Below are 19,865 nucleotides of genomic sequence, written 5' to 3'. Positions count from 1 at the left end.
CTTCGCCGAGAGCTGGATTGCCGGGCATCGCCGCACCCTTGACAGCCGTGCTAGTTCCGCTGACTAGCCAGCTACCTGTCCCTGGAAGGACGCATCTTGGCGATCTCTCGCGCGACCAAGGCCACTGCTGCGACCAACTCCACGTCGGGGATTCCCGGAGCGCCGAAGCGAGTCTCTTTCGCGAAGATCCACGAACCGCTTCAGACGCCCAACCTGCTCGACCTGCAGATTCAGTCGTTCGAATGGCTCACCGGCGACGAGGCGTGGTTCCAGCGCCGCGTCGACGAAGGTGACGAGGCGCCGACGGGCGGCCTCGAGGAGGTCTTGAACGAGATCTCCCCGATCGAGGACTTCTCCGGCTCGATGTCGCTCTCCTTCTCCGACCCGCGCTTCGACGAGGTGAAAGCCTCGACCGAGGAGTGCAAGGACAAGGACATGACGTACGCCGCCCCGTTGTTCGTCACGGCGGAGTTCACCAACCACACCACCGGCGAGATCAAGAGCCAGACGGTGTTCATGGGTGACTTCCCGATGATGACCGACAAGGGCACGTTCATCATCAACGGCACCGAGCGGGTCGTGGTCTCCCAGCTCGTCCGCTCGCCGGGTGTCTACTACGACACCGCGATCGACAAGACGACCGACAAGGACGTCTTCAGCGTCAAGATCATCCCGTCCCGGGGTGCCTGGCTGGAGTTCGACGTCGACAAGCGCGACACCGTGGGTGTCCGCATCGACCGCAAGCGCCGCCAGCCGGTGACCGTGCTGCTGAAGGCCCTGGGTTGGACGACCGAGCAGATCCGCGAGCGCTTCTCGTTCAGCGAGACGCTGCTGACGACGCTGGAGAAGGACCACACCGCGGGCACCGACGAGGCGTTGCTCGACATCTACCGCAAGCTGCGTCCGGGCGAGCCGCCGACGAAGGAGTCCGCGCAGGCGCTGCTGGAGAACCTCTTCTTCAAGGACAAGCGCTACGACCTGGCGAAGGTTGGCCGGTACAAGGTCAACAAGAAGCTGGGCCTCAACACCCCGATCACCACGGGCGTGCTGACCGAGGAAGACATCGTCACCACGATCGAGTACCTGGTGCGCCTGCACGCGGGTGAGACGACGATGAAGCCCGGCGACGTCGAGGTGCCCGTCGAGGTCGACGACATCGACCACTTCGGCAACCGCCGCCTGCGCACCGTCGGCGAGCTGATCCAGAACCAGATCCGAGTCGGCCTGTCCCGCATGGAGCGCGTCGTCCGCGAGCGCATGACGACCCAGGACGTCGAGGCCATCACGCCGCAGACCCTGATCAACATCCGCCCGGTGGTGGCGGCGATCAAGGAGTTCTTCGGCACCTCCCAGCTCTCGCAGTTCATGGACCAGATCAACCCGCTCGCGGGCCTGACCCACAAGCGCCGCCTGTCGGCGCTGGGCCCCGGCGGTCTGTCCCGGGAGCGGGCCGGCATGGAGGTCCGCGACGTCCACCCGTCGCACTACGGCCGCATGTGCCCGATCGAGACGCCGGAAGGCCCGAACATCGGCCTGATCGGCTCGCTGTCCTCGTTCGCGCGGGTCAACCCGTTCGGCTTCATCGAGACGCCGTACCGCAAGGTCGTCGACGGCCGGGTCACCGACCAGGTCGACTACCTGACCGCGGACGAGGAGGACCGGTACGTCAAGGCGCAGGCGAACGCCAGGATCGACGCCGACGGCAACTTCCTCGAGGACCGCGTCCTGGTCCGCAAGAAGGGCGGCGAGGTCGAGTTCGTCGACCCGGGCGACGTCGACTACATGGACGTCTCCCCGCGCCAGATGGTGTCCGCGGCGACCGCGCTCATCCCGTTCCTGGAGCACGACGACGCCAACCGCGCCCTGATGGGCGCGAACATGCAGCGCCAGGCGGTGCCGCTGCTGCGCAGCGAGTCGCCGCTGGTGGGCACCGGCATGGAGCTGCGCGTCGCGGTCGACGCCGGTGACGTGGTCGTGGCCAAGAAGACCGGTGTGGTCGAGGAGATCTCCGCCGACTACGTCACGGTCATGGCCGACGACGGCTCGCGGCAGACCTACGCGCTGCACAAGTTCCGCCGGTCCAACCAGGGCAGCTGCATCAACCAGAAGCCCATCGTGAACGAGGGCGACCGGGTGCAGGAGGGCCAGGTCCTGGCCGACGGCCCGTGCACCGAGAACGGCGAGATGGCGCTGGGCAAGAACCTGCTCGTCGCGATCATGCCGTGGGAGGGCCACAACTACGAGGACGCGATCATCCTCTCCCAGCGGATCGTCCAGGACGACGTCCTGACCTCGATCCACATCGAGGAGCACGAGATCGACGCGCGCGACACGAAGCTGGGCGCCGAGGAGATCACCCGGGACATCCCGAACGTCTCCGAGGAGGTCCTGGCCGACCTCGACGAGCGCGGCATCATCCGCATCGGCGCCGAGGTCCAGCCGGGCGACATCCTGGTCGGCAAGGTCACCCCGAAGGGCGAGACCGAGCTGACCCCGGAGGAGCGCCTGCTGCGCGCGATCTTCGGCGAGAAGGCCCGCGAGGTGCGCGACACGTCGCTGAAGGTGCCGCACGGCGAGTACGGCAAGGTCATCGGCATCCGCGTGTTCAGCCGCGAGGACGACGACGAGCTGCCCCCCGGCGTGAACGAGCTGGTCCGCGTCTACGTCGCCCAGAAGCGCAAGATCCAGGACGGCGACAAGCTCGCCGGCCGCCACGGCAACAAGGGCGTCATCGGCAAGATCCTGCCGGTCGAGGACATGCCGTTCCTGGAGGACGGCACCCCGGTCGACATCGTGCTGAACACGCACGGCGTGCCGCGCCGCATGAACATCGGCCAGGTGTTGGAGACCCACCTCGGGTGGATCGCCAAGCAGGGCTGGAGCATCGACGGCGACGCGGACTGGGCGAAGGACCTGCCGTCGGAGCTGTACGACGTGGAGCCGGGCACGAAGACCGCCACCCCGGTCTTCGACGGCGCGCGCGAGGACGAGCTGATGGGCCTGCTGGCCTCGACCCGGCCCAACCGGGACGGCGAGCGGATGGTCAAGGAGGACGGCAAGGCCGTCCTGCTCGACGGCCGCAGCGGCGAGCCGTTCCCGTACCCGGTGTCGGTCGGCTACATGTACATCCTCAAGCTCGGCCACCTGGTGGACGACAAGATCCACGCCCGCTCCACCGGCCCGTACTCGATGATCACGCAGCAGCCGCTGGGCGGTAAGGCGCAGTTCGGCGGCCAGCGCTTCGGTGAGATGGAGTGCTGGGCGATGCAGGCCTACGGCGCGGCGTACACGCTGCAGGAGCTGCTGACCATCAAGTCGGACGACGTGTTGGGCCGCGTGAAGGTCTACGAGGCCATCGTCAAGGGCGAGAACATCCCGGAACCGGGCATCCCGGAGTCCTTCAAGGTGCTGCTCAAGGAGTTGCAGTCGCTGTGCCTCAACGTCGAGGTGCTGTCCTCGGACGGCGCCGCGATCGAGATGCGCGACGGCGACGACGAAGACCTCGAGCGCGCGGCCGCGAACCTCGGCATCAACCTGTCGAGGTCCGAGTCGCCGTCCGTGGACGACGTCGTCAACTGACGCTCGCCGGTCACCGGGGGCGCGCCCCGTCGCGGGCGGCCCCCGGTGACCCAGCCACCAGCACCCCACGCAGCACCGAACCAAAAAGGGGAAGAGAGTAGACGTGCTCGACGTCAACTTCTTCGATGAGCTTCGCATCGGTCTCGCGACCGCGGACGACATCCGCCAGTGGTCCTACGGCGAGGTCAAGAAGCCCGAGACCATCAACTACCGCACGCTCAAGCCGGAGAAGGACGGCTTGTTCTGCGAGAAGATCTTCGGTCCCACCCGGGACTGGGAGTGCTACTGCGGCAAGTACAAGCGGGTGCGCTTCAAGGGCATCATCTGCGAGCGCTGCGGCGTCGAGGTGACCCGTGCCAAGGTGCGGCGCGAGCGCATGGGCCACATCGAACTGGCCGCGCCGGTCACGCACATCTGGTACTTCAAGGGCGTCCCGAGCCGGTTGGGCTACCTGCTCGACCTGGCCCCCAAGGACCTCGAGAAGATCATCTACTTCGCCGCCTACGTCATCGTGGGCGTGAACACCGAGCTGCGCCACAACGACCTGCCGACGCTCGAGAGCGAGATGCAGGTCGAGCGCAAGCGCGTGGAGAACAAGCGCGACGCCGACGTCGAGGCGCGGGCGCAGAAGCTGGAAGCCGACCTGGCCGAGCTGGAGGCGGAGGGCGCCAAGTCCGACGTCCGCCGCAAGGTCAAGGAGGGCGGCGAGCGCGAGATGCGGCAGATCCGCGACCGCGCCCAGCGCGAGCTGGACCGCCTCGACGAGATCTGGTCCACCTTCACCAAGCTGGAGAAGGCCCAGCTCATCGCGGACGAGCTGCTCTACCGCGAGCTGTACGACCGCTACGGCGACTACTTCACCGGCGCCATGGGCGCCGAGGCCATCCAGAAGCTGCTGGGTGACTACGACGTGGACGCCGAGGCCGACGTGCTGCGGGAGACCATCCGCAGCGGCAAGGGCCAGAAGAAGCTGCGCGCCCTCAAGCGGCTGAAGGTCGTGGCCGCCTTCCAGGCGACCCGCAACAGCCCGCAGGGCATGGTGCTGGACTGCGTGCCGGTCATCCCGCCGGACCTGCGCCCGATGGTGCAGCTCGACGGTGGCCGCTTCGCGACCTCCGACCTGAACGACCTGTACCGCCGCGTCATCAACCGCAACAACCGCCTCAAGAGGCTGATCGACCTCGGCGCGCCCGAGATCATCGTCAACAACGAGAAGCGGATGCTGCAGGAGGCCGTCGACGCGCTGTTCGACAACGGCCGCCGCGGCCGGCCGGTGACCGGTCCGGGCAACCGCCCGCTCAAGTCGCTGTCCGACCTGCTCAAGGGCAAGCAGGGCCGGTTCCGCCAGAACCTGCTCGGCAAGCGCGTCGACTACTCCGGCCGTTCGGTCATCGTGGTCGGCCCGCAGCTGAAGCTGCACCAGTGCGGCCTGCCCAAGCAGATGGCGCTGGAGCTGTTCAAGCCGTTCGTGATGAAGCGGCTGGTGGACCTCAACCACGCGCAGAACATCAAGTCGGCCAAGCGCATGGTCGAGCGCGCCCGCCCGGCCGTGTGGGACGTGCTGGAAGAGGTCATCACCGAGCACCCGGTGCTGCTCAACCGCGCGCCCACGCTGCACCGCCTCGGCATCCAGGCCTTCGAGCCGCAGCTGGTCGAGGGCAAGGCCATCCAGCTGCACCCGCTGGTCTGCGAGGCGTTCAACGCGGACTTCGACGGTGACCAGATGGCGGTCCACCTGCCGCTGTCCGCCGAGGCGCAGGCCGAGGCGCGCGTGCTGATGCTGTCGTCGAACAACATCCTCTCGCCCGCGTCGGGCAAGCCGCTGGCCATGCCGCGCCTGGACATGGTGACCGGCCTGTACCACCTGACCCGGCACAAGCCGGGCGACCTCGGCGAGGGCCACGCGTTCTCGTCGCCGGCCGAGGCGCAGATGGCGTTCGACCGGAAGGTGCTGGGCCTGCAGGCGCTGGTCAAGATCCGGATCTCGGACAAGAACCCGCCGAAGGGCCAGGAGCCGGAGGGCTGGGAGCCCGGTCAGCCGTGGCTGGCCGAGACCACCCTGGGCCGGGCGCTGTTCAACGAGATCCTGCCGCAGGACTACCCGTACCTGAACGAGGTCATGCCGAAGAAGCGGCAGGCCACGGTCATCAACGACCTCGCCGAGCGGTACCCGATGGTCACCGTCGCCCGGACGCTGGACAAGCTGAAGGACGCCGGTTTCTACTGGGCCACCCGGTCGGGCGTCACGGTCGCGATCTCCGACGTGCTCGTGCCGGAGGCCAAGCAGGGCATCCTGGACGAGTACGAGAAGCTCGCCGACGCGGTGGAGAAGCGCTACCAGCGCGGTCAGCTCTCCTACACCGAGCGCAACAACGAGCTGGTCAAGGTGTGGACCAAGGCCACCGAAGAGGTCGCCGAGGTCATGGAGGCCAACTTCCCCGAGGACAACTCGATCCGCATGATCGTGAAGTCCGGGGCGGCGGGCAACATGACCCAGGTCCGGTCGCTGGCCGGCATGCGCGGCCTGGTGACCAACCCGAAGGGCGAGTACATCCCGCGGCCGATCAAGAACTCGTTCCGCGAGGGCCTGTCGGTGCTGGAGTACTTCATCGCCACGCACGGCGCCCGCAAGGGTCTGGCCGACACCGCGCTGCGGACCGCCGACTCGGGTTACCTGACCCGTCGTCTGGTGGACGTGTCGCAGGACGTCATCATCCGCGAGGTCGACTGCGGCACCAGCCGCGGCGTGAACATGACGGTCGGCGAGCGGCAGGGCGACAAGGTCGTGCTGCACGAGTTCGCGCAGACCAGCGTGTACGCGCGGACCATCGCCGAGGACATCACCGACGCCGACGGCAACGTCGTGCTCAACCGCGGTGACGACCTGGGCGACCCGGCGCTGGCGACGCTCGTCGAGGCGGGCGTGACCAGGGTCAAGGTGCGGTCGGTGTTGACCTGCGAGTCGGCGGTCGGCGTGTGCGCGTCCTGCTACGGCCGTTCGATGGCGACCGGCAAGCTGGTCGACGTCGGCGAGGCCGTCGGCATCGTCGCCGCGCAGTCCATCGGTGAGCCGGGCACGCAGCTGACCATGCGCACGTTCCACCAGGGTGGTGTCGCCGGTGACGACATCACCACGGGTCTGCCCCGCGTGCAGGAGCTGTTCGAGGCCCGCGTGCCGAAGGGCAAGGCGCCCATCGCGGATGTCGACGGCCGGGTGCGCATCGAGGACGGCGACCGGTTCTGGAAGATCACCCTCATCCCGGACGACGGGTCGGAGGAGATCGTCTTCGAGAAGCTGTCCAAGCGGCAGCGGCTCGCGAACACGGCCACCGGTCCGCTGCAGGACGGCGACCACGTGCACGTGGGCCAGCAGCTGCTGGAGGGCACGCCCGACCCGCACGAGGTGCTGCGCGTGATGGGTCCCCGCGAGGCCCAGCTGCACCTGGTGCAGGAGGTCCAGAAGGTCTACCGGGCCCAGGGTGTGGCGATCCACGACAAGCACATCGAGGTCATCGTCCGGCAGATGCTGCGCCGGGTGACGATCATCGACTCGGGTGCGACCGAGTTCCTGCCGGGCTCGCTGGTCGAGCGCGCGGAGTTCGAGTCGGGCAACCGGGCCGTGGTGGCCGAGGGCGGCGAGCCCGCCGCCGGCCGTCCGGTGCTGATGGGCATCACGAAGGCGTCGCTGGCCACGGACTCGTGGCTGTCGGCGGCCTCCTTCCAGGAGACGACGAGGGTCCTGACCGACGCCGCGATCAACGGCCGGTCGGACAAGCTCATCGGCCTGAAGGAGAACGTGATCATCGGCAAGCTGATCCCGGCCGGCACCGGCATCAACCGGTACCGGAACATCCAGGTGCAGCCGACCGAGGAGGCGCGTGCGGCGGCGTACGCGATCCCGAGCTACGACGACGGCTACTACACGCCGGACGTCTTCGGCACGGGCACGGGCGCCGCGGTCCCGCTGGACGACTACGACTTCGGCCGCGACTACCGCTGAAGCACGTGATCACCGCGAAGGCCCCGGGAGCACACCGCTCCCGGGGCCTTCCGGCTTGTCGGGACCGGTCAGCGGGCTCGCCGCCCGGCGGGCAGGCCGCCCGGACCGGTCAGCGGGCTCGCGCGCGGTCCAGCCGGTCCACCACGGCGGCGCCCGCGACCAGGTCGGTCGGCGTGTCGAACGGGTGCCAGGGGCCGGCGGACCGCACGGCGGTGACCGGCATCAGCCGTTGCCGCACGAGTTCCGCCAGCGCCTCGCCCACGCCCGGCCGCCGGTCGCGGCCCGCCTCCCGCAGGTGCCGCAGCACCGCCCACGCGGCGGGCGTGGTCTTCACCAGCCTCAGCCACCGGCCCCGGCCGGGGTGGGCGGTGTGGCCCATCCAGGTCACGTACCGCCCGCCGAGGTCCAGCCGGACGGGGTCGGCGGTGCGGCCGGGTCTCGGCAGGGGCGCGTAGACGACGGCCAGGGGACCGGGGGCCGCGCACAGCCGGCGGATGGTCTCGGGTGAGACCACCACGTTGCCGAAGTGCACCACGACCGGCGCGCGGCGCAGCCAGTCGTCGGCCACGGCCAGCGAGTCCAGCGACGTGGTGTCCGCCCAGAGCGGGTTCTCGAACAGGGTCAGGTCGGTGCCGTGGAAGCCGTCGGTGCGCCAGCCGGCGACGGCGGCGATCCGCCACACGCCCGCGCGGCGCAGCGCGTCCTTCTGCCTGCGGATGAGGGTGTCGCCGCCGACTTCGACCAGGCTCACCGGGCGGTCCGCCGTGGCCGGTCCCAACGCGGCGCTGCGCCCCGCGGTGAGGATCACCGCACGGGGAGGGGTGGGAACATGGGTCGTTTGCCGCATGGGAACAACCCTGCTCACCGCCGCGCCGCGTGGGCAGTGTTGACCGGTTGACTGTTCCGGTAAACGCCCGCGGCCGGGGGTCAGCAGCTGGTGGGCAGCCGGTCCAGGGCCGACCACCGGTCGAGCCGGGCCAGCGCCGCGGCCACGCGGGCGCGCTCGTCCTCCTCGGCCACCCGCTCGACCGCGAACAGCCGCAGCAGCTCGTGCAGGCGGAACCGGTCGCCGCCCAGGTGCTCCAGCATGTGCGCGGAGACCAGGGAGTTCAGCAACTGCTGGGTCCGCTCGTAGGGCATCGCGGACGCGACCGCGACCGCCGCGGTGGTGATCTCCTCGGGCGGCAGCGCGCCGACCAGCCTCAGCGCCCGGCGCTCGTCGGCGGACAGGCGGCGGTAGGACCACGAGAACACCGTGCGCACGGCCACCTCGTCGTCCAGGCTGAGCACGTCGAGCCTGCTGCTCTCCTCGGTCAGGTCGGCCACCAGGTCGCGCACCGACCGCAGCGGGTTGGTGAGCAGGTGCTCGGCGGCGATGCGCAGCGCGAGCGGCAGGTGTCCGCACCGCCGCACCAGCTCCATCGGCGCGGCCTGGTCCTCGGCCAGCCGCGCCTCCCCGAGCGCGTCGCGCAGCAGGTCCACCGACTCGGCGTCGGTCAGGCGGCCCACGTCCAGCCGGCCGCCGTGGGTGCGCAGCGTCAGTCCCGGCAGCGCGCGCCGGCTGGTGACCACCGCGAAGCACGACCCGGAGCCGGGCAGCAGCGGCCGCACCTGTTCGGAGTCGGCCGCGTTGTCGAGCACCAGGAGCACCTGCCGGTCGGCGAGCAGCGACCGCAGCAGCGCGGCGCGGCGGTCGAGGTCGAGCCCGGCCACGTCCGCCGACGACGAGCCGAGGGCGAGGAGCAGCTCCTCCAGCGCGTCCTCGGGCGGGGTCGGGGAGCGGTGCGGGGAGAAGCCGCGCAGGTCCACGAACAGCTGGCCGTCGGGGAACCGGGGCGACACGTCGTGCGCCCAGCGCAGGGCCAGCGCGGTCTTGCCGACCCCCGGCGCGCCCTCGATCACCGCGACCCGGGACGCGCCGCGGAGCTGCGGCTTGGTCAGCATCGCGTCGAGCGCGGCCAGGTGCTCGCCCCGGCCGATGAACCCGGCGATGGCCGCCGGCAGCTCGGCGGGCCTGGGGCGGCTGTTGCCGGCCAGGGCGAGCAGCGTGCCGTGGGCCTCCAGCAGCTCGTCGCAGCGCCGGGCGAACTCCGGCGACGGCGGCGTGCCGTTCTTGATCTTGCTGAGCCAGCCGGGGGTGTAGCCGGCCAGGTCCGCGAACTTGCGCCAGGACAGGCCCCGGCGGACCAGGTGCCGTTCCAGCTCGGCGGCGAACGGCGTGCGCCCACGCCTGTCCCCGGCTTCCCCCACGACGTCCACCCCCCTGCACCCCCAGGTAACCAGATCATTACGCGGAGTAAAAGAGGTGTGCTCATCTCCGGCCGGTGCGATGTCCCTCGTTCGGTGGCGGCGATCGGCGTTCGCCCGCGATTACGTTCGGGAGCGAGGTGTTCCGCGATGGTGGGGGAGTTGGTCTCGGGATGAGCGACGACGCGGAGGCGGTGGCCGAGGTCGCGGCGATGTCCACGCTGTTCACGCCGTGGGTCGTGCGGTTGGCCGTCACCTACCGGCTGCCGGATCTGGTCGCCGGGGGCTGCGCCGGGGTCGCCGAGCTGGCCGCGCGGTCGGGCACCGACCCGGACGCGCTGCGCCGAGTGCTGCGGCACCTGGTGGACCTGGGGCTGTTCACCCGGGAGGGGCCGGACCGGGTGGGGCTGACCGCGCGCGGGCGCGTGCTGTGCGGGGACCACCCGGCCCAGCTGGCGCGGTTCCTCGACCAGGCGAACCCCTGGGCCGAGCGGACCGACCGCGCCGTGCCGGGCCTGCTGGAGTCGGTGCGCACGGGCGCGAGCGCGTGGCCGTCGGTGTTCGGCCGCCCGTTCTGGGACGACCTGGCCGCCGACGCCGAGTTCGCCAAGGCGTTCGACGAGGTCATGGCCGTGCACGCGGCCGTCTTCGGGCCGGCGGTGGCGCGGCGGTGGGACTGGTCGGGGGTGACGCGGCTGGTCGACGTCGGGGGCGGCACGGGCCTGGTGCTCGCCGAGGTGCTGCGCCACCACCCGCACCTGCGCGGGGTGCTGGTGGACCTGCCGGGCACCGCCGCGCGGGCGCGGGCCGCGCTCGACGCCTCGGGCGTGGGCGACCGGGCGGAGGTGGTCGGCGGCAGCTTCTTCGACCCGCTGCCGCCGGGCGGGGACGTCTACCTGCTGTCCAACATCATCCACGACTGGGCCGACGCCGACGGCGAGCGCATCCTGCGGCGCTGCGCCGAGGCCGCGGGACCGGGCGGCGTGGTGCTGCTGGCCGAGCGCGTGGTCGACGGCGGGGGCGACCGGGCCGCGCGGGCGGCGGTCAGCCGGCGGGACATGGCGATGCTGCTGCTGATGGGCGCGCGGGAGCGCGACGAGGCGGAGTTCCGGGCGCTGGGCGCGGCGGCCGGCCTCCGCCTGACCACCACGGTGCCGCTGCTGCCCGAGCAGGGCGTGCACCTGCTGGCCTTCACCGCCGACTGAGCCCACCCGCCCGGCTCTGCCGGCCCGTCGGTCTTCCGGCCGCCCGGCTCGCCGGTCGCCCGGCCCTGCCGGATAGCCGGTCGCCACGCCCAGCCGCCCGCCGGTGGCCGGGCTCGCCCACCTGCCGGTGCGCCGGACTCGCCCACCTGTCGGTGCGCCGGGTTCATCCGCCTGTCGGTGCGCCGGGCTGATCCGCCTGTCGGTGCGCCGGACTCGGCCCGCCCACCGGTCGGCTTGGCTGAGCCCGCCCGCGGGTCGGCCCGGCCCTCGCGTGCCCGCCGCTCAGCGCGGCCGTCGGTGGTCGGTCCACACCGGGCGGATCGGCAGGCGGCGCAGGCCGATCGCCTGGCGGGGGTCGACGAACTCGACGTTGTCGCCGAGCCGGAAGTCGCGCCACGCGGCGAGCAGTTCCTCCAGCGCCACCCGCTGCTCCAGCCGCGCCAGGGGCGCGCCGATGCAGAAGTGGATGCCGCGGCCCAGGGCGAGGTGCTGGTTCGGGCTGCGGTCCGGGCGGAACCGGTCGGCGTCGGGGAAGCGGCGTTCGTCGAGGTTGGCGGAGGCGACCCACACCAGCACCACGTCGCCCTCCGGGATCAGGAACCCGCCCAGCTCGGCGTCCCGGGTGGCGCGGCGCGCGGTGGCGGGCAGTTGGCCGCGCAGGCGCAGCACCTCCTCCACGGCCGCCGGGATGGTCGCCGGCTCGGCGCGCAGCGCGGCGGCCGCGTCGGGCCGCGTGGCCAGCAGGTGCACGGCGTTGCCCAGCACCATCGTGGTGGTGATGTGCCCGGCGACGAGCAGAAAGCCGCAGACGCCCAGCACCTCCTCGTCGGCCAGGCGCTGTCCCCCGTCCTCGGCCAGCACCAGCCCGCTGATCAGGTCGTCACCGGGGCGACGCCGCCGTTCGGCGATCACGTCGAGGAAGTAGGCGTTCATCTCGCCGATCAGCGGCTCGACCGACAGCAGCATCTCCTCGGTCGGCACGATGACCGGGTCGTCGCCGCGGCCTTGGTAGAACAACGCGTCCGCCCACCGGCGGAACCGCTCGCGGTCGGTCAGCGGCACGCGCATCAACTCCGCGATCACGGCCAGCGGCAGGGGGTAGGCCAGCGCGTCGATCAGCTCGACCTCCCGTTCGCCGCGCGCCGCGTCGAGCAGGTCGCGGGTGATGCGCCGGACCACCGGCTCCAGTTCCGCCACCACCCTCGGGGTGAACGCCTTGCTCACCAGGCCGCGCAGCCTGCGGTGGTCGGGCGGGTCGAAGCCGTTGAACGCGCCGCGCGCCACGATCGAGAACTGCTCGGGCTGGCGCACCAGGGAGCGCAGGTCCGAAGACCAGGTCTCGTGGTCGGTGAGCACGGTTACGGCGTCGGCGTAGCGGAACACGTGCCAGTGGCCCAGCGCCCGGTCACGCCGCACCGGCGCGTGGTCGCGCATGTGCGCCCACCACGCCGTGAGCGCCTCGTACCCCGTGGGCTGGTCGGCCAGGTCGAGGCCGGGAACGGTGTCGGGCACCGCGGACTCCTCTCCGAGGGCGGCACGGGAAATCGGATGAATTCGCGGCGGTCGCCGCCGGTATTTCCCGATCTAACGCGAAATCGGTGGCCACTCGGCAATCCGCCGCCCGGGTGATGCGCGGCCCAGGGTCGGTCAATAGCCCGTACGGGGGTTCTTCCGCGCTGGTAGAATTACGAATCCGCCCGGTTCCGTAATCACTCCGTCGGACTATTGAGGGCTCTCCGCGATGAGGGGTAAAAAGCAAAAGGGCGTACTTTGCGGGCCGCCTGCCGGTCGAGCCGCACAGCGCCCGGAGCGGCTCCAATCCGCGACTGCGCCGCATTTTCGGCCGACGTGTCACCGGGCGTGTTCCACCTCGGCACGTCGCATTTTTCAGGTGTTTCACGTCGAAGCACGAGGAGAGAACAGTGGAAACGACCTGGCTGTCGGACCGCACCGAGTGGCTCGCGGTCCGCACCGAGTGGATGTCGGACCGGACGGAGTGGTTGGCCACCCGGACGGAGTGGATGTCGGACCGGACCGAGTGGCTGGCCGCCCGGACGGAGTGGATGTCGGACCGCACGGAGTGGCCGGCCCCGCGGGCCGGCGCGACGGCGGGCGCCTACGAGCTGGTCGCCGTCCGGTGATCCGCTGCGCCGGGGTGGTCACCCGCCGCCCCGGCGCCACATCCCCGCCGCGGGGTCGTCCGCGCCGGTGGTGATCGAGAACCGGAGGCACTGCGTTGGTTCCCCTGGGGGTTCTGCTGGTGGCCGTCGCGGCGGTCGCGCACGCGAGCTGGAACGTGTGCGCGAAGCGCGTCCCGGACGGCGGCGCCGGTTTCGTGTGGCTCTACAAGGTCGTCGGCAGCCTGCTGGTGCTGCCCATCGGCGTGGTGGCCCTGGCCGGGCAGGGCGGCGTCGACCTCGGACGCGCGCTGCTGGTGACCGCGGTCGGCGCGCTCTTCCAGCTCGCCTACTACGTCCTGCTCCAGCTCGGCTACGGCAAGTCCGACCTGTCGGTGATCTACCCGCTGTCCAGCGGGATGGCGCCGCTGTTCTCGGTGACGGCGGCGGTGCTGCTGCTGGGCGAGCGGCCCGGACCGCTCGGCCTGGCCGGCGTGGCGGTGGTGGTGGCCGGCGTGGTGATCATCAGCGCCTACCGCTCCACCGGCGACTCCACGCGCACCGCGAAGGTCTACGGCGTCGTGTTCGGCGCCCTGATCGGCATGGCCAACGCGGCGGCGACGCTGTGGGACAAGCAGGCCGTCGACCACCTGGACATCTCGCCGTTCCTCTTCTACTGGGGCGTTTCGGTGTTCGAGGTGCTGCTGCTCGCGCCGGTGGCGCTGCGCGACCGGGCGCGGCTGCGCGGGCTGTGGGCGCACCACCGGCGTGAGGTGCTGCTGGTCGGCGTCCTGGCGCCCACCGCCTACGTGATCGTGCTGTTCGCCCTGCGGCTGGCGCCGGTCAGCGTGATCGCGCCGGCCAAGGAGTTGAGCGTCGTCATGGCGCTGCTCGGCGCCTGGCTGTTCTTGAAGGAGAAAGAACTCGTCCGCCGGTTCGTCGGCGCCCTCGTGGTGACCGGCGGGGTGCTGCTGCTCACCTACGCCTGAATATCGGCGGCCGGACCGAAATTTGTCCCAGCTGTTCCTGTCGGTTTCCGCTCACGTACACGGGAGAATCATGTCCGCGAAGCATGTCCTGGTTACCGGTGGCGCCGGTTTCATCGGTCGGAACATGATCAGGAGGATGGTGCAGGACGGGTACGAGATCACCTCGCTCGACAACTACAAGATCGGTGGCAAGGATTTTCTCCCGGCGGACGTCCAGCAATCGGTGAACTGGCTGGAGGGCGACTCCCGCGACTACCGGTTGGTGGCCGAGGCGGTCAAGGGCAAGGACGCCGTCATCCACCTCGCCGCGCCGTCGTCGTTCCTGATGTACGAGGAGGACCCGGTCGACGGCGCCCACGTCACCACCCACGGCTTCCTCAACGTCCTGGAGGCGGTGCGCCGCAACGACGTGGAGAAGCTGGTCTACGCCAGCACCAGCGCCGTCTACGAGGGCAACCCGGTGCCCTACGTCGAGGGCATGGAGATCAACCCGCCGGACCTCAAGGCGCTGTCGAAGAAGTGGAACGAGGAGGCCGCGCGCCAGTACTCGGAGCGGTACGGCATCAAGGCGATCGGCCTGCGGCCGTTCAGCGTGTACGGGCACGACGAGTTCAGCAAGGGCGGCTACGCCAACGTCATCTCGCTGTTCGCCTGGGCCGCGCTCAACGGCGTGCGCCCGGTGGTGTGGGGCGACGGCAGCCAGACCCGCGACTTCATCTACGTCGAGGACGCGGGCTACGCCTTCCAGGTCGCCCTGGAGAAGGACCTGGAGACCCAGGAGTTCAACGTCGGCACGGGGGTCGAGACGACCTTCACCGAGGCGCTGGCCCTGGTCGGCGCGGAGCTGGGCGTGGAGCTGGAGCCGGAGTACGTGCCGGTGCCCATCGCCATCTACGCCGAGCGGCTGCTGGCCGACACCACCAGGGCCCGCGAGGTCCTGGGCTTCGAGCACCGCATCGACGTCCGCGAGGGCGTGCGGCGGGTCGTGGAGGCCGGTCGGGAGGCCCGGCGGCGGTGGCCCGACCTCGGCTCCAAGCAGAGGTACTTCGAGACCCTGCCCCGAGTCTGACCCCGCCGGCCGCGCCCGCGCCGCCGGCGGGCGCGGCCGACCCCCGCACCCCCCACCGCAACCCACCAGGAGCGCGTGTGACCACAGTGCTGGCGCTGACCGACGCACCGGACGACGTGGAGAGGTTCTGCGCGAACGGCGAGAAGGTCCTGCTGTTCCGCATCGCGCAGCTGCCCACCGAGCAGCACGACTTCGCCTTCTTCGAACGGCAGTACCGGGCGCTCACCGAGCAGTGCGACCTGTCGCGGGTCGACCTGGTGGTCGCCGAGTACGTCGACTCCCTGCCGCTGCTCTACTTCATGCGCCGGGACGGCTACCACTGCCCGGCGCTGATGATCCCGCACACCAACCCCTACCCGCTGAACATCCTGTTCTACTTCCTGCTCGTCGCGGCGCACCCGCACCCCGGCGACCTGGTGATCTGCGGGTCCACCAACGCCGCGAACGCCTACCGCCGGCTGACCGGCATCCCGGCCCGCAACACCTGCACGTTCGGCATCCGGAACGTCTACCGCCGGCGCGACCGCGCGGCGAGCCGCGCCGCGCTCGGCCTGCCCGCGGACCGGCGCGTCCTGCTCTACACGGGCCGCTTCATGAACGACAAGGGCCTCGGGGCGCTGATCGAGGCGTACCACCTGGTGCGCCGGGAGCGGCCGGAGGCGCTGCTCGTGATGTCCGTGACGCACGTCGACCCGCCCTACTACAACCGGCTCGCGCCCCGGCTGACCGACGCGGTGCTGTTCCAGCGCCTCGACCGCGCCGCCACCGTCGACCTCTACAACGCGGCCGACCTCTACTGGTCCGGCGCCACGAGCATCTTCGAGACCTACGGCAAGGCGCCGCTGGAGGCCCTGGCGTGCGGGGTGCCGGTGGTGGTGCCCCGGTGGGACGGCTTCCCCTACTTCATCGGGTCGCACAACGGCGCGCTCGCCGAGGTCGAGCCGGTCGAGGCGGGCGTCAGCCCCTACGACTTCGCGCGGGTCCGCGCCGACGACCTGGCCGCGAAGTGCCTGGAGGTGCTGGACCGGACCGACGGGCCGGAGATCGCGCTGCCCGCGTGGGGGACCTACGACCACACCATGGGGATCCTGGCCGACCTCGTCGGCGAGCTGGCCGCGACCGGCCGCACGCGCACCGCCCCCGACCCGGACCGCCCGCTGCCCGTCGACCGCCTGCCCGCGTCCGTGCGCGCGGTGCTCGACCACCACGGGCTGCGCACCACCCGCGACGTCGTGGTCGACGCGCAACGGCAGGGCCTCGTGGACCGCCGCTCGCCGGGCGACCCCGTCCTGCTGCGCCGGCTGCACGACGACGTCTTCGGGCCGATGGCCGCCGACCCGGCCACCGTCGCCGCGGAAGCACCGCGATTCGTCACCACGTGACAAGGAGGCAGAGCACCATGCCGATCGAACCCGACAGCTCGACGTGCCGCCGCTGCGGGATGCCGCTGGCCTACGACCGCTACGTCGCGGAGGTGGAGGGCGACCCGGTCTCGCCGGACCCGCGGCTGTGCGCGCACTGCGCCGGGGTCGCCGCGCCCTCGACCGAGCCGGCCCGCGCGGTGGACGAGGACCGCACCGACCAGCTCGACCTGCTGCTGCGCGTGTACCGGGAGAGCACCGCCTGGCCCCGGGACGCCGCGGCCGTCACCCGGGAGCTGGGCGTGCCCGCGGACGCCGCGCCCGCCGCGCTGCTGGAGAGCGTGCCGCAGCGCCGGCCGGGGTCCCGCCACGACGCGGTCGTGCTGTTCAGCGGCGGCAAGGACTCCAGCTGGATGCTCGCCCAGCTCGCCCGGCGCGACGACCTGCGCGTGGTGGCCTGGATGCTCGACCAGGGCTACCAGTCGCCCGCGGCGGTGCGCAACGCCGAGTCGCTGTGCGACAAGCTCGGGGTGGAGCTGGTCATCGCCCGCCCCGAGCAGAACCCGATGAACACGCTGTTCCGCCTCGGCTTCTCGGTGCACGAGGAGGAGGACCCGCACCTGCTGCGCGCGGTGATGTCGTACGGCCCGGCGTGCTGGCCCTGCTTCTCCACGATCGTGGCGCAGTCCTCGGTGTTCTGCCACGAGAACGACGTCCCGCTGTGCTTCATCGGCACGCAGAAGGGCCAGAACCGCACCAACATGCGCGGCAAGCCCTACGTGCCCGGCGGCGCGCTGCCGCCGCTGGACGCCGCGGTCGAGGACATGGTCTCCCTGCTGCGCGCCCACGCCCAGGCCAAGGCGCCCGAGGCGGCCGGGCTGCTGCGCACGTTCCGCACCCGCACGGTGATGGTGCCGTTCTACGAGTTCGTGCCCAAGCCGCCGCTGGAGCGCAAGATCGCCGACCTGGAGGCGCTGGGCTGGACCGTGCCGCGCAACACCGGGTCGTGCAGCACCAACTGCATGATGAACGAGCTGGGCTACCGGATCATGCGCAACCAGTACGGCTTCGACATCTACCAGATCGCCGAGGCCCACGAGCGCCGCCTGATGCCCGACCCGACCCCGGCCCCGGTCGCGGTGCTGGACGAGGACGCCATCCGGCGCGGTGCGCGGATGATCGAGCTGACGCCGGTGGAGCGCCTGAAGTGGGGCGTGGACGGTGAGCGGGCGTGACGTCCTGGGACGGGGTGCGCGCCGAGTTCCGGCTCGACCCCGACTACGCGCACCTGTCGATGTCGTTGGTCTCCTCGCACCCGCGGCCGGTGCGGGAGGCGATCGAGCGGCACCGCGCGGGCCTGGACGCCAACCCGGCGCTGTACTTCCACCGCCGTGACGAGCTGGTGCGCGAGGTGCTCGACCGCGCGGGCGCCTACGTGGGCGCGGACCCCGGCTCGATCGCGCTCACCGACAGCACCACCACCGGCCTCGCCGTCGTGCTCACCGGCTTCCGGCTCCGGCCGGGGGAGGAGGTGCTCAGCACCGCGCACGAGCACTACGCGGCTTCGGAGCTGATCCGGTTCAAGGTGGCCGCCTCCGGGGCGCGCCACCGGGTGCTGCGGCTCTACCGGGACCCGCGGCGGGTCACCGAGGAGGAGGTCGTCGCCAACCTGCGGGCCGGCATCTCCGACGAGACCCGCCTGCTGGTGCTCACCTGGGTGCACTCGGGCACCGGGGTGAAGCTGCCGCTGGCCCGGCTGGGCGAGGTGGTGGCCGAGGTCAACCGGGGCCGCGCGGCGGGCCGCGAGGTGCTGGTCTGCGTGGACGGGGTGCACGGCTTCGGTGTCGAGGACTTCCGGGTCGGCGACCTGGGCTGCGACTTCTTCGCCGCCGGCTGCCACAAGTGGCTGTTCGGCCCGCGCGGCACGGGCCTGCTGTGGGGCAGCCCGCGCGGCTGGGCCGCGGTCGACCCGATCAGCCCCTCGTTCGACGTCGAGGTGTTCTGGCCCTGGTACCTGGGCTCGACGCCGGACGGCGTGGCGCCGCCGGGCCGGTTCCACACCCCCGGCGGGTTCCCCGCCTTCGAGCACCGGTGGGCGCTGGCCGAGGCGTTCGGGTTCCACGCCGGCATCGGCCGGGCCGCGGTCGCCGCGCGGACCCACGAGCTGACCGCCCGCTGCCTGCGCGGCCTGTCGGAACTGCCGGGCGTGACCGTGCGCACCCCGGCCGACCCCGCGCTGTCGGCGGGGATGGTCTGCTTCGACGTGGCCGGGGCGCCGCCGGACCAGGTGGTCGAACGGCTCCTCGACGCCCGCGTGGTGGCCGGGCAGACCCCCTACCGCGACAGCGCGGTCCGCTTCGCGCCCAGCGTGGTGAACACGCCGGAGGACGTCGACCGGGGCGTCGCCGCGCTGGCCGCCCTCGTGCCCGCCCTCGCCGGCACCCGGAGGTGATGGACTTGTCCGACGCGCGATCGGTCCTGCGCGCCGCGTTCGACGCGCTCGCCGGGGCCTACGACCCGGCCGAGGTCGACTACTTCCGCCCGGTGGGCCGCCGCGTGGTGGAGCTGGCGGGCGTCGGGGCGGGCGAGCGGGTGCTCGACGTGGGGTGCGGGCGCGGGGCCGCGCTGTTCCCCGCGGCCGAGGCGGTGGGCGAGCGGGGGCGGGCGGTCGGCATCGACCTGTCCGGCGCCATGGTCGCCGCCACGGCGGACGAGGCGCGCTCGCGCGGGCTGCGGCAGGTGGAGGTGCGGCGGATGGACGGCCAGGAGCCGGACTTCCCGCCCGGGTCCTTCGACGCGGTGATCGGCAGCATGAGCGTGCACATGCTGCCCGACACCGGCGCGGCGTTCGCCCGGTTCCACGAGCTGCTGGCGCCGGGCGGTCGGCTGTGCGTGTCCGCGCCGACCACGGTGCTGGTCCCGCAGCCGCGGGTGTTCGGCCTCGCGTCCATCGCCCGGTGGGTGCGGCGCTACGAGTCGGGGACCCGGGTCTACCCGCAGTCCGACGCGTTCGGCGGCGCGGAGCGGGTGGAGGCGGACCTGAGGGCCGCCGGGTTCCGGTCGGTCGACGTGCGGGACGAGCCGCTGACGCTCACCGCGCCGTCCGGGCGGGCGCTGGTCGCCTGGACCTGGACGCACGGCATGAGGCTGTTCTGGGAGCGGGTGCCCGCCGAGCGGCGGGCCGAGGTGGCGGCCGACATCGAGGCCGAGGCCGAGCGGTACCGCGACCCGGCGACCGGTCGGCTGGCGATCCCCACGCCGGTGCGCTACGTGACCGCCCGCTGACCCGCTCACGGCC

Annotated in this window: 13 protein-coding genes; 10 read left to right on the top strand and 3 right to left on the bottom strand. The window is 71.7% G+C overall.

Annotated features, from left to right (window positions below; all coding sequences use genetic code 11):
• The first annotated feature begins 96 nt into the window (after window positions 1-96).
• Together rpoB and ACWEFJ_RS00215 are read left to right on the top strand one after the other, a co-directional pair.
• A complete protein-coding gene (rpoB, locus tag ACWEFJ_RS00220) occupies window positions 97-3,579 on the top strand; it encodes a DNA-directed RNA polymerase subunit beta (protein WP_378088313.1) in 3,483 nt (1,160 codons plus the stop codon).
• 103 nt (window positions 3,580-3,682) lie between these two features.
• Entirely contained in the window at window positions 3,683-7,579 is a 3,897-nt protein-coding gene (locus ACWEFJ_RS00215) for a DNA-directed RNA polymerase subunit beta' (protein WP_378088315.1), read from the top strand.
• Between the two features lie 109 nt (window positions 7,580-7,688).
• On the opposite strand, the gene ACWEFJ_RS00210 is transcribed toward ACWEFJ_RS00215, so the two are convergent.
• The gene (locus ACWEFJ_RS00210) at window positions 7,689-8,426 is read right to left on the bottom strand and encodes an NTP transferase domain-containing protein (protein ID WP_378088317.1); all 738 of its coding nucleotides are present in this window, start codon (window positions 8,424-8,426) and stop codon (window positions 7,689-7,691) included.
• Between the two features lie 80 nt (window positions 8,427-8,506).
• Window positions 8,507-9,829 (bottom strand): helix-turn-helix domain-containing protein, encoded by a 1,323-nt coding sequence (locus ACWEFJ_RS00205; protein WP_449712457.1) that lies wholly within the window; start codon window positions 9,827-9,829, stop codon window positions 8,507-8,509.
• A gap of 170 nt (window positions 9,830-9,999) precedes the next feature.
• Here ACWEFJ_RS00205 and ACWEFJ_RS00200 point away from each other — a divergent pair, with 170 nt between their 5' ends.
• A complete protein-coding gene (locus ACWEFJ_RS00200; RefSeq protein ID WP_449712456.1) occupies window positions 10,000-11,031 on the top strand; it encodes a methyltransferase in 1,032 nt (343 codons plus the stop codon).
• A gap of 282 nt (window positions 11,032-11,313) precedes the next feature.
• On the opposite strand, the gene ACWEFJ_RS00195 is transcribed toward ACWEFJ_RS00200, so the two are convergent.
• Entirely contained in the window at window positions 11,314-12,543 is a 1,230-nt protein-coding gene (locus ACWEFJ_RS00195; protein WP_449712455.1) for a cytochrome P450, read from the bottom strand.
• Between the two features lie 410 nt (window positions 12,544-12,953).
• On the opposite strand from ACWEFJ_RS00195, the gene ACWEFJ_RS00190 reads away from it, so the two are divergent.
• The 7 genes from ACWEFJ_RS00190 to ACWEFJ_RS00160 all read left to right on the top strand — a co-directional run bounded on the left by ACWEFJ_RS00190 (window position 12,954) and on the right by ACWEFJ_RS00160 (window position 19,852).
• Window positions 12,954-13,172, top strand: coding sequence for a hypothetical protein (locus tag ACWEFJ_RS00190; protein ID WP_378088325.1), 219 nt, complete (start codon window positions 12,954-12,956; stop codon window positions 13,170-13,172).
• 95 nt (window positions 13,173-13,267) lie between these two features.
• Entirely contained in the window at window positions 13,268-14,137 is an 870-nt protein-coding gene (locus tag ACWEFJ_RS00185) for an EamA family transporter (protein ID WP_378088327.1), read from the top strand.
• 70 nt (window positions 14,138-14,207) lie between these two features.
• On the top strand, window positions 14,208-15,206 hold the full coding sequence (locus tag ACWEFJ_RS00180) for an NAD-dependent epimerase/dehydratase family protein (protein ID WP_378088329.1): 999 nt from the start codon (window positions 14,208-14,210) through the stop codon (window positions 15,204-15,206).
• Between the two features lie 77 nt (window positions 15,207-15,283).
• A complete protein-coding gene (locus tag ACWEFJ_RS00175) occupies window positions 15,284-16,588 on the top strand; it encodes a glycosyltransferase family 4 protein (protein ID WP_449712454.1) in 1,305 nt (434 codons plus the stop codon).
• A 17-nt stretch (window positions 16,589-16,605) separates the two neighbouring features.
• On the top strand, window positions 16,606-17,802 hold the full coding sequence (locus ACWEFJ_RS00170; RefSeq protein WP_378088333.1) for an adenine nucleotide alpha hydrolase family protein: 1,197 nt from the start codon (window positions 16,606-16,608) through the stop codon (window positions 17,800-17,802).
• A complete protein-coding gene (locus ACWEFJ_RS00165) occupies window positions 17,799-19,019 on the top strand; it encodes an aminotransferase class V-fold PLP-dependent enzyme (RefSeq protein WP_378088335.1) in 1,221 nt (406 codons plus the stop codon). The genes ACWEFJ_RS00170 and ACWEFJ_RS00165 overlap by 4 nt, the downstream gene beginning before the upstream one ends.
• 5 nt (window positions 19,020-19,024) lie before the next feature.
• The gene (locus ACWEFJ_RS00160; RefSeq protein ID WP_378088336.1) at window positions 19,025-19,852 is read left to right on the top strand and encodes a class I SAM-dependent methyltransferase; all 828 of its coding nucleotides are present in this window, start codon (window positions 19,025-19,027) and stop codon (window positions 19,850-19,852) included.
• Window positions 19,853-19,865: the final 13 nt, after the last annotated feature.

This window comes from Actinosynnema sp. NPDC004786 (assembly GCF_053601135.1).
The sequence above is the reverse complement of the archived record's forward strand: the minus strand, read 5'-3'. Positions and strand labels throughout refer to the sequence as shown.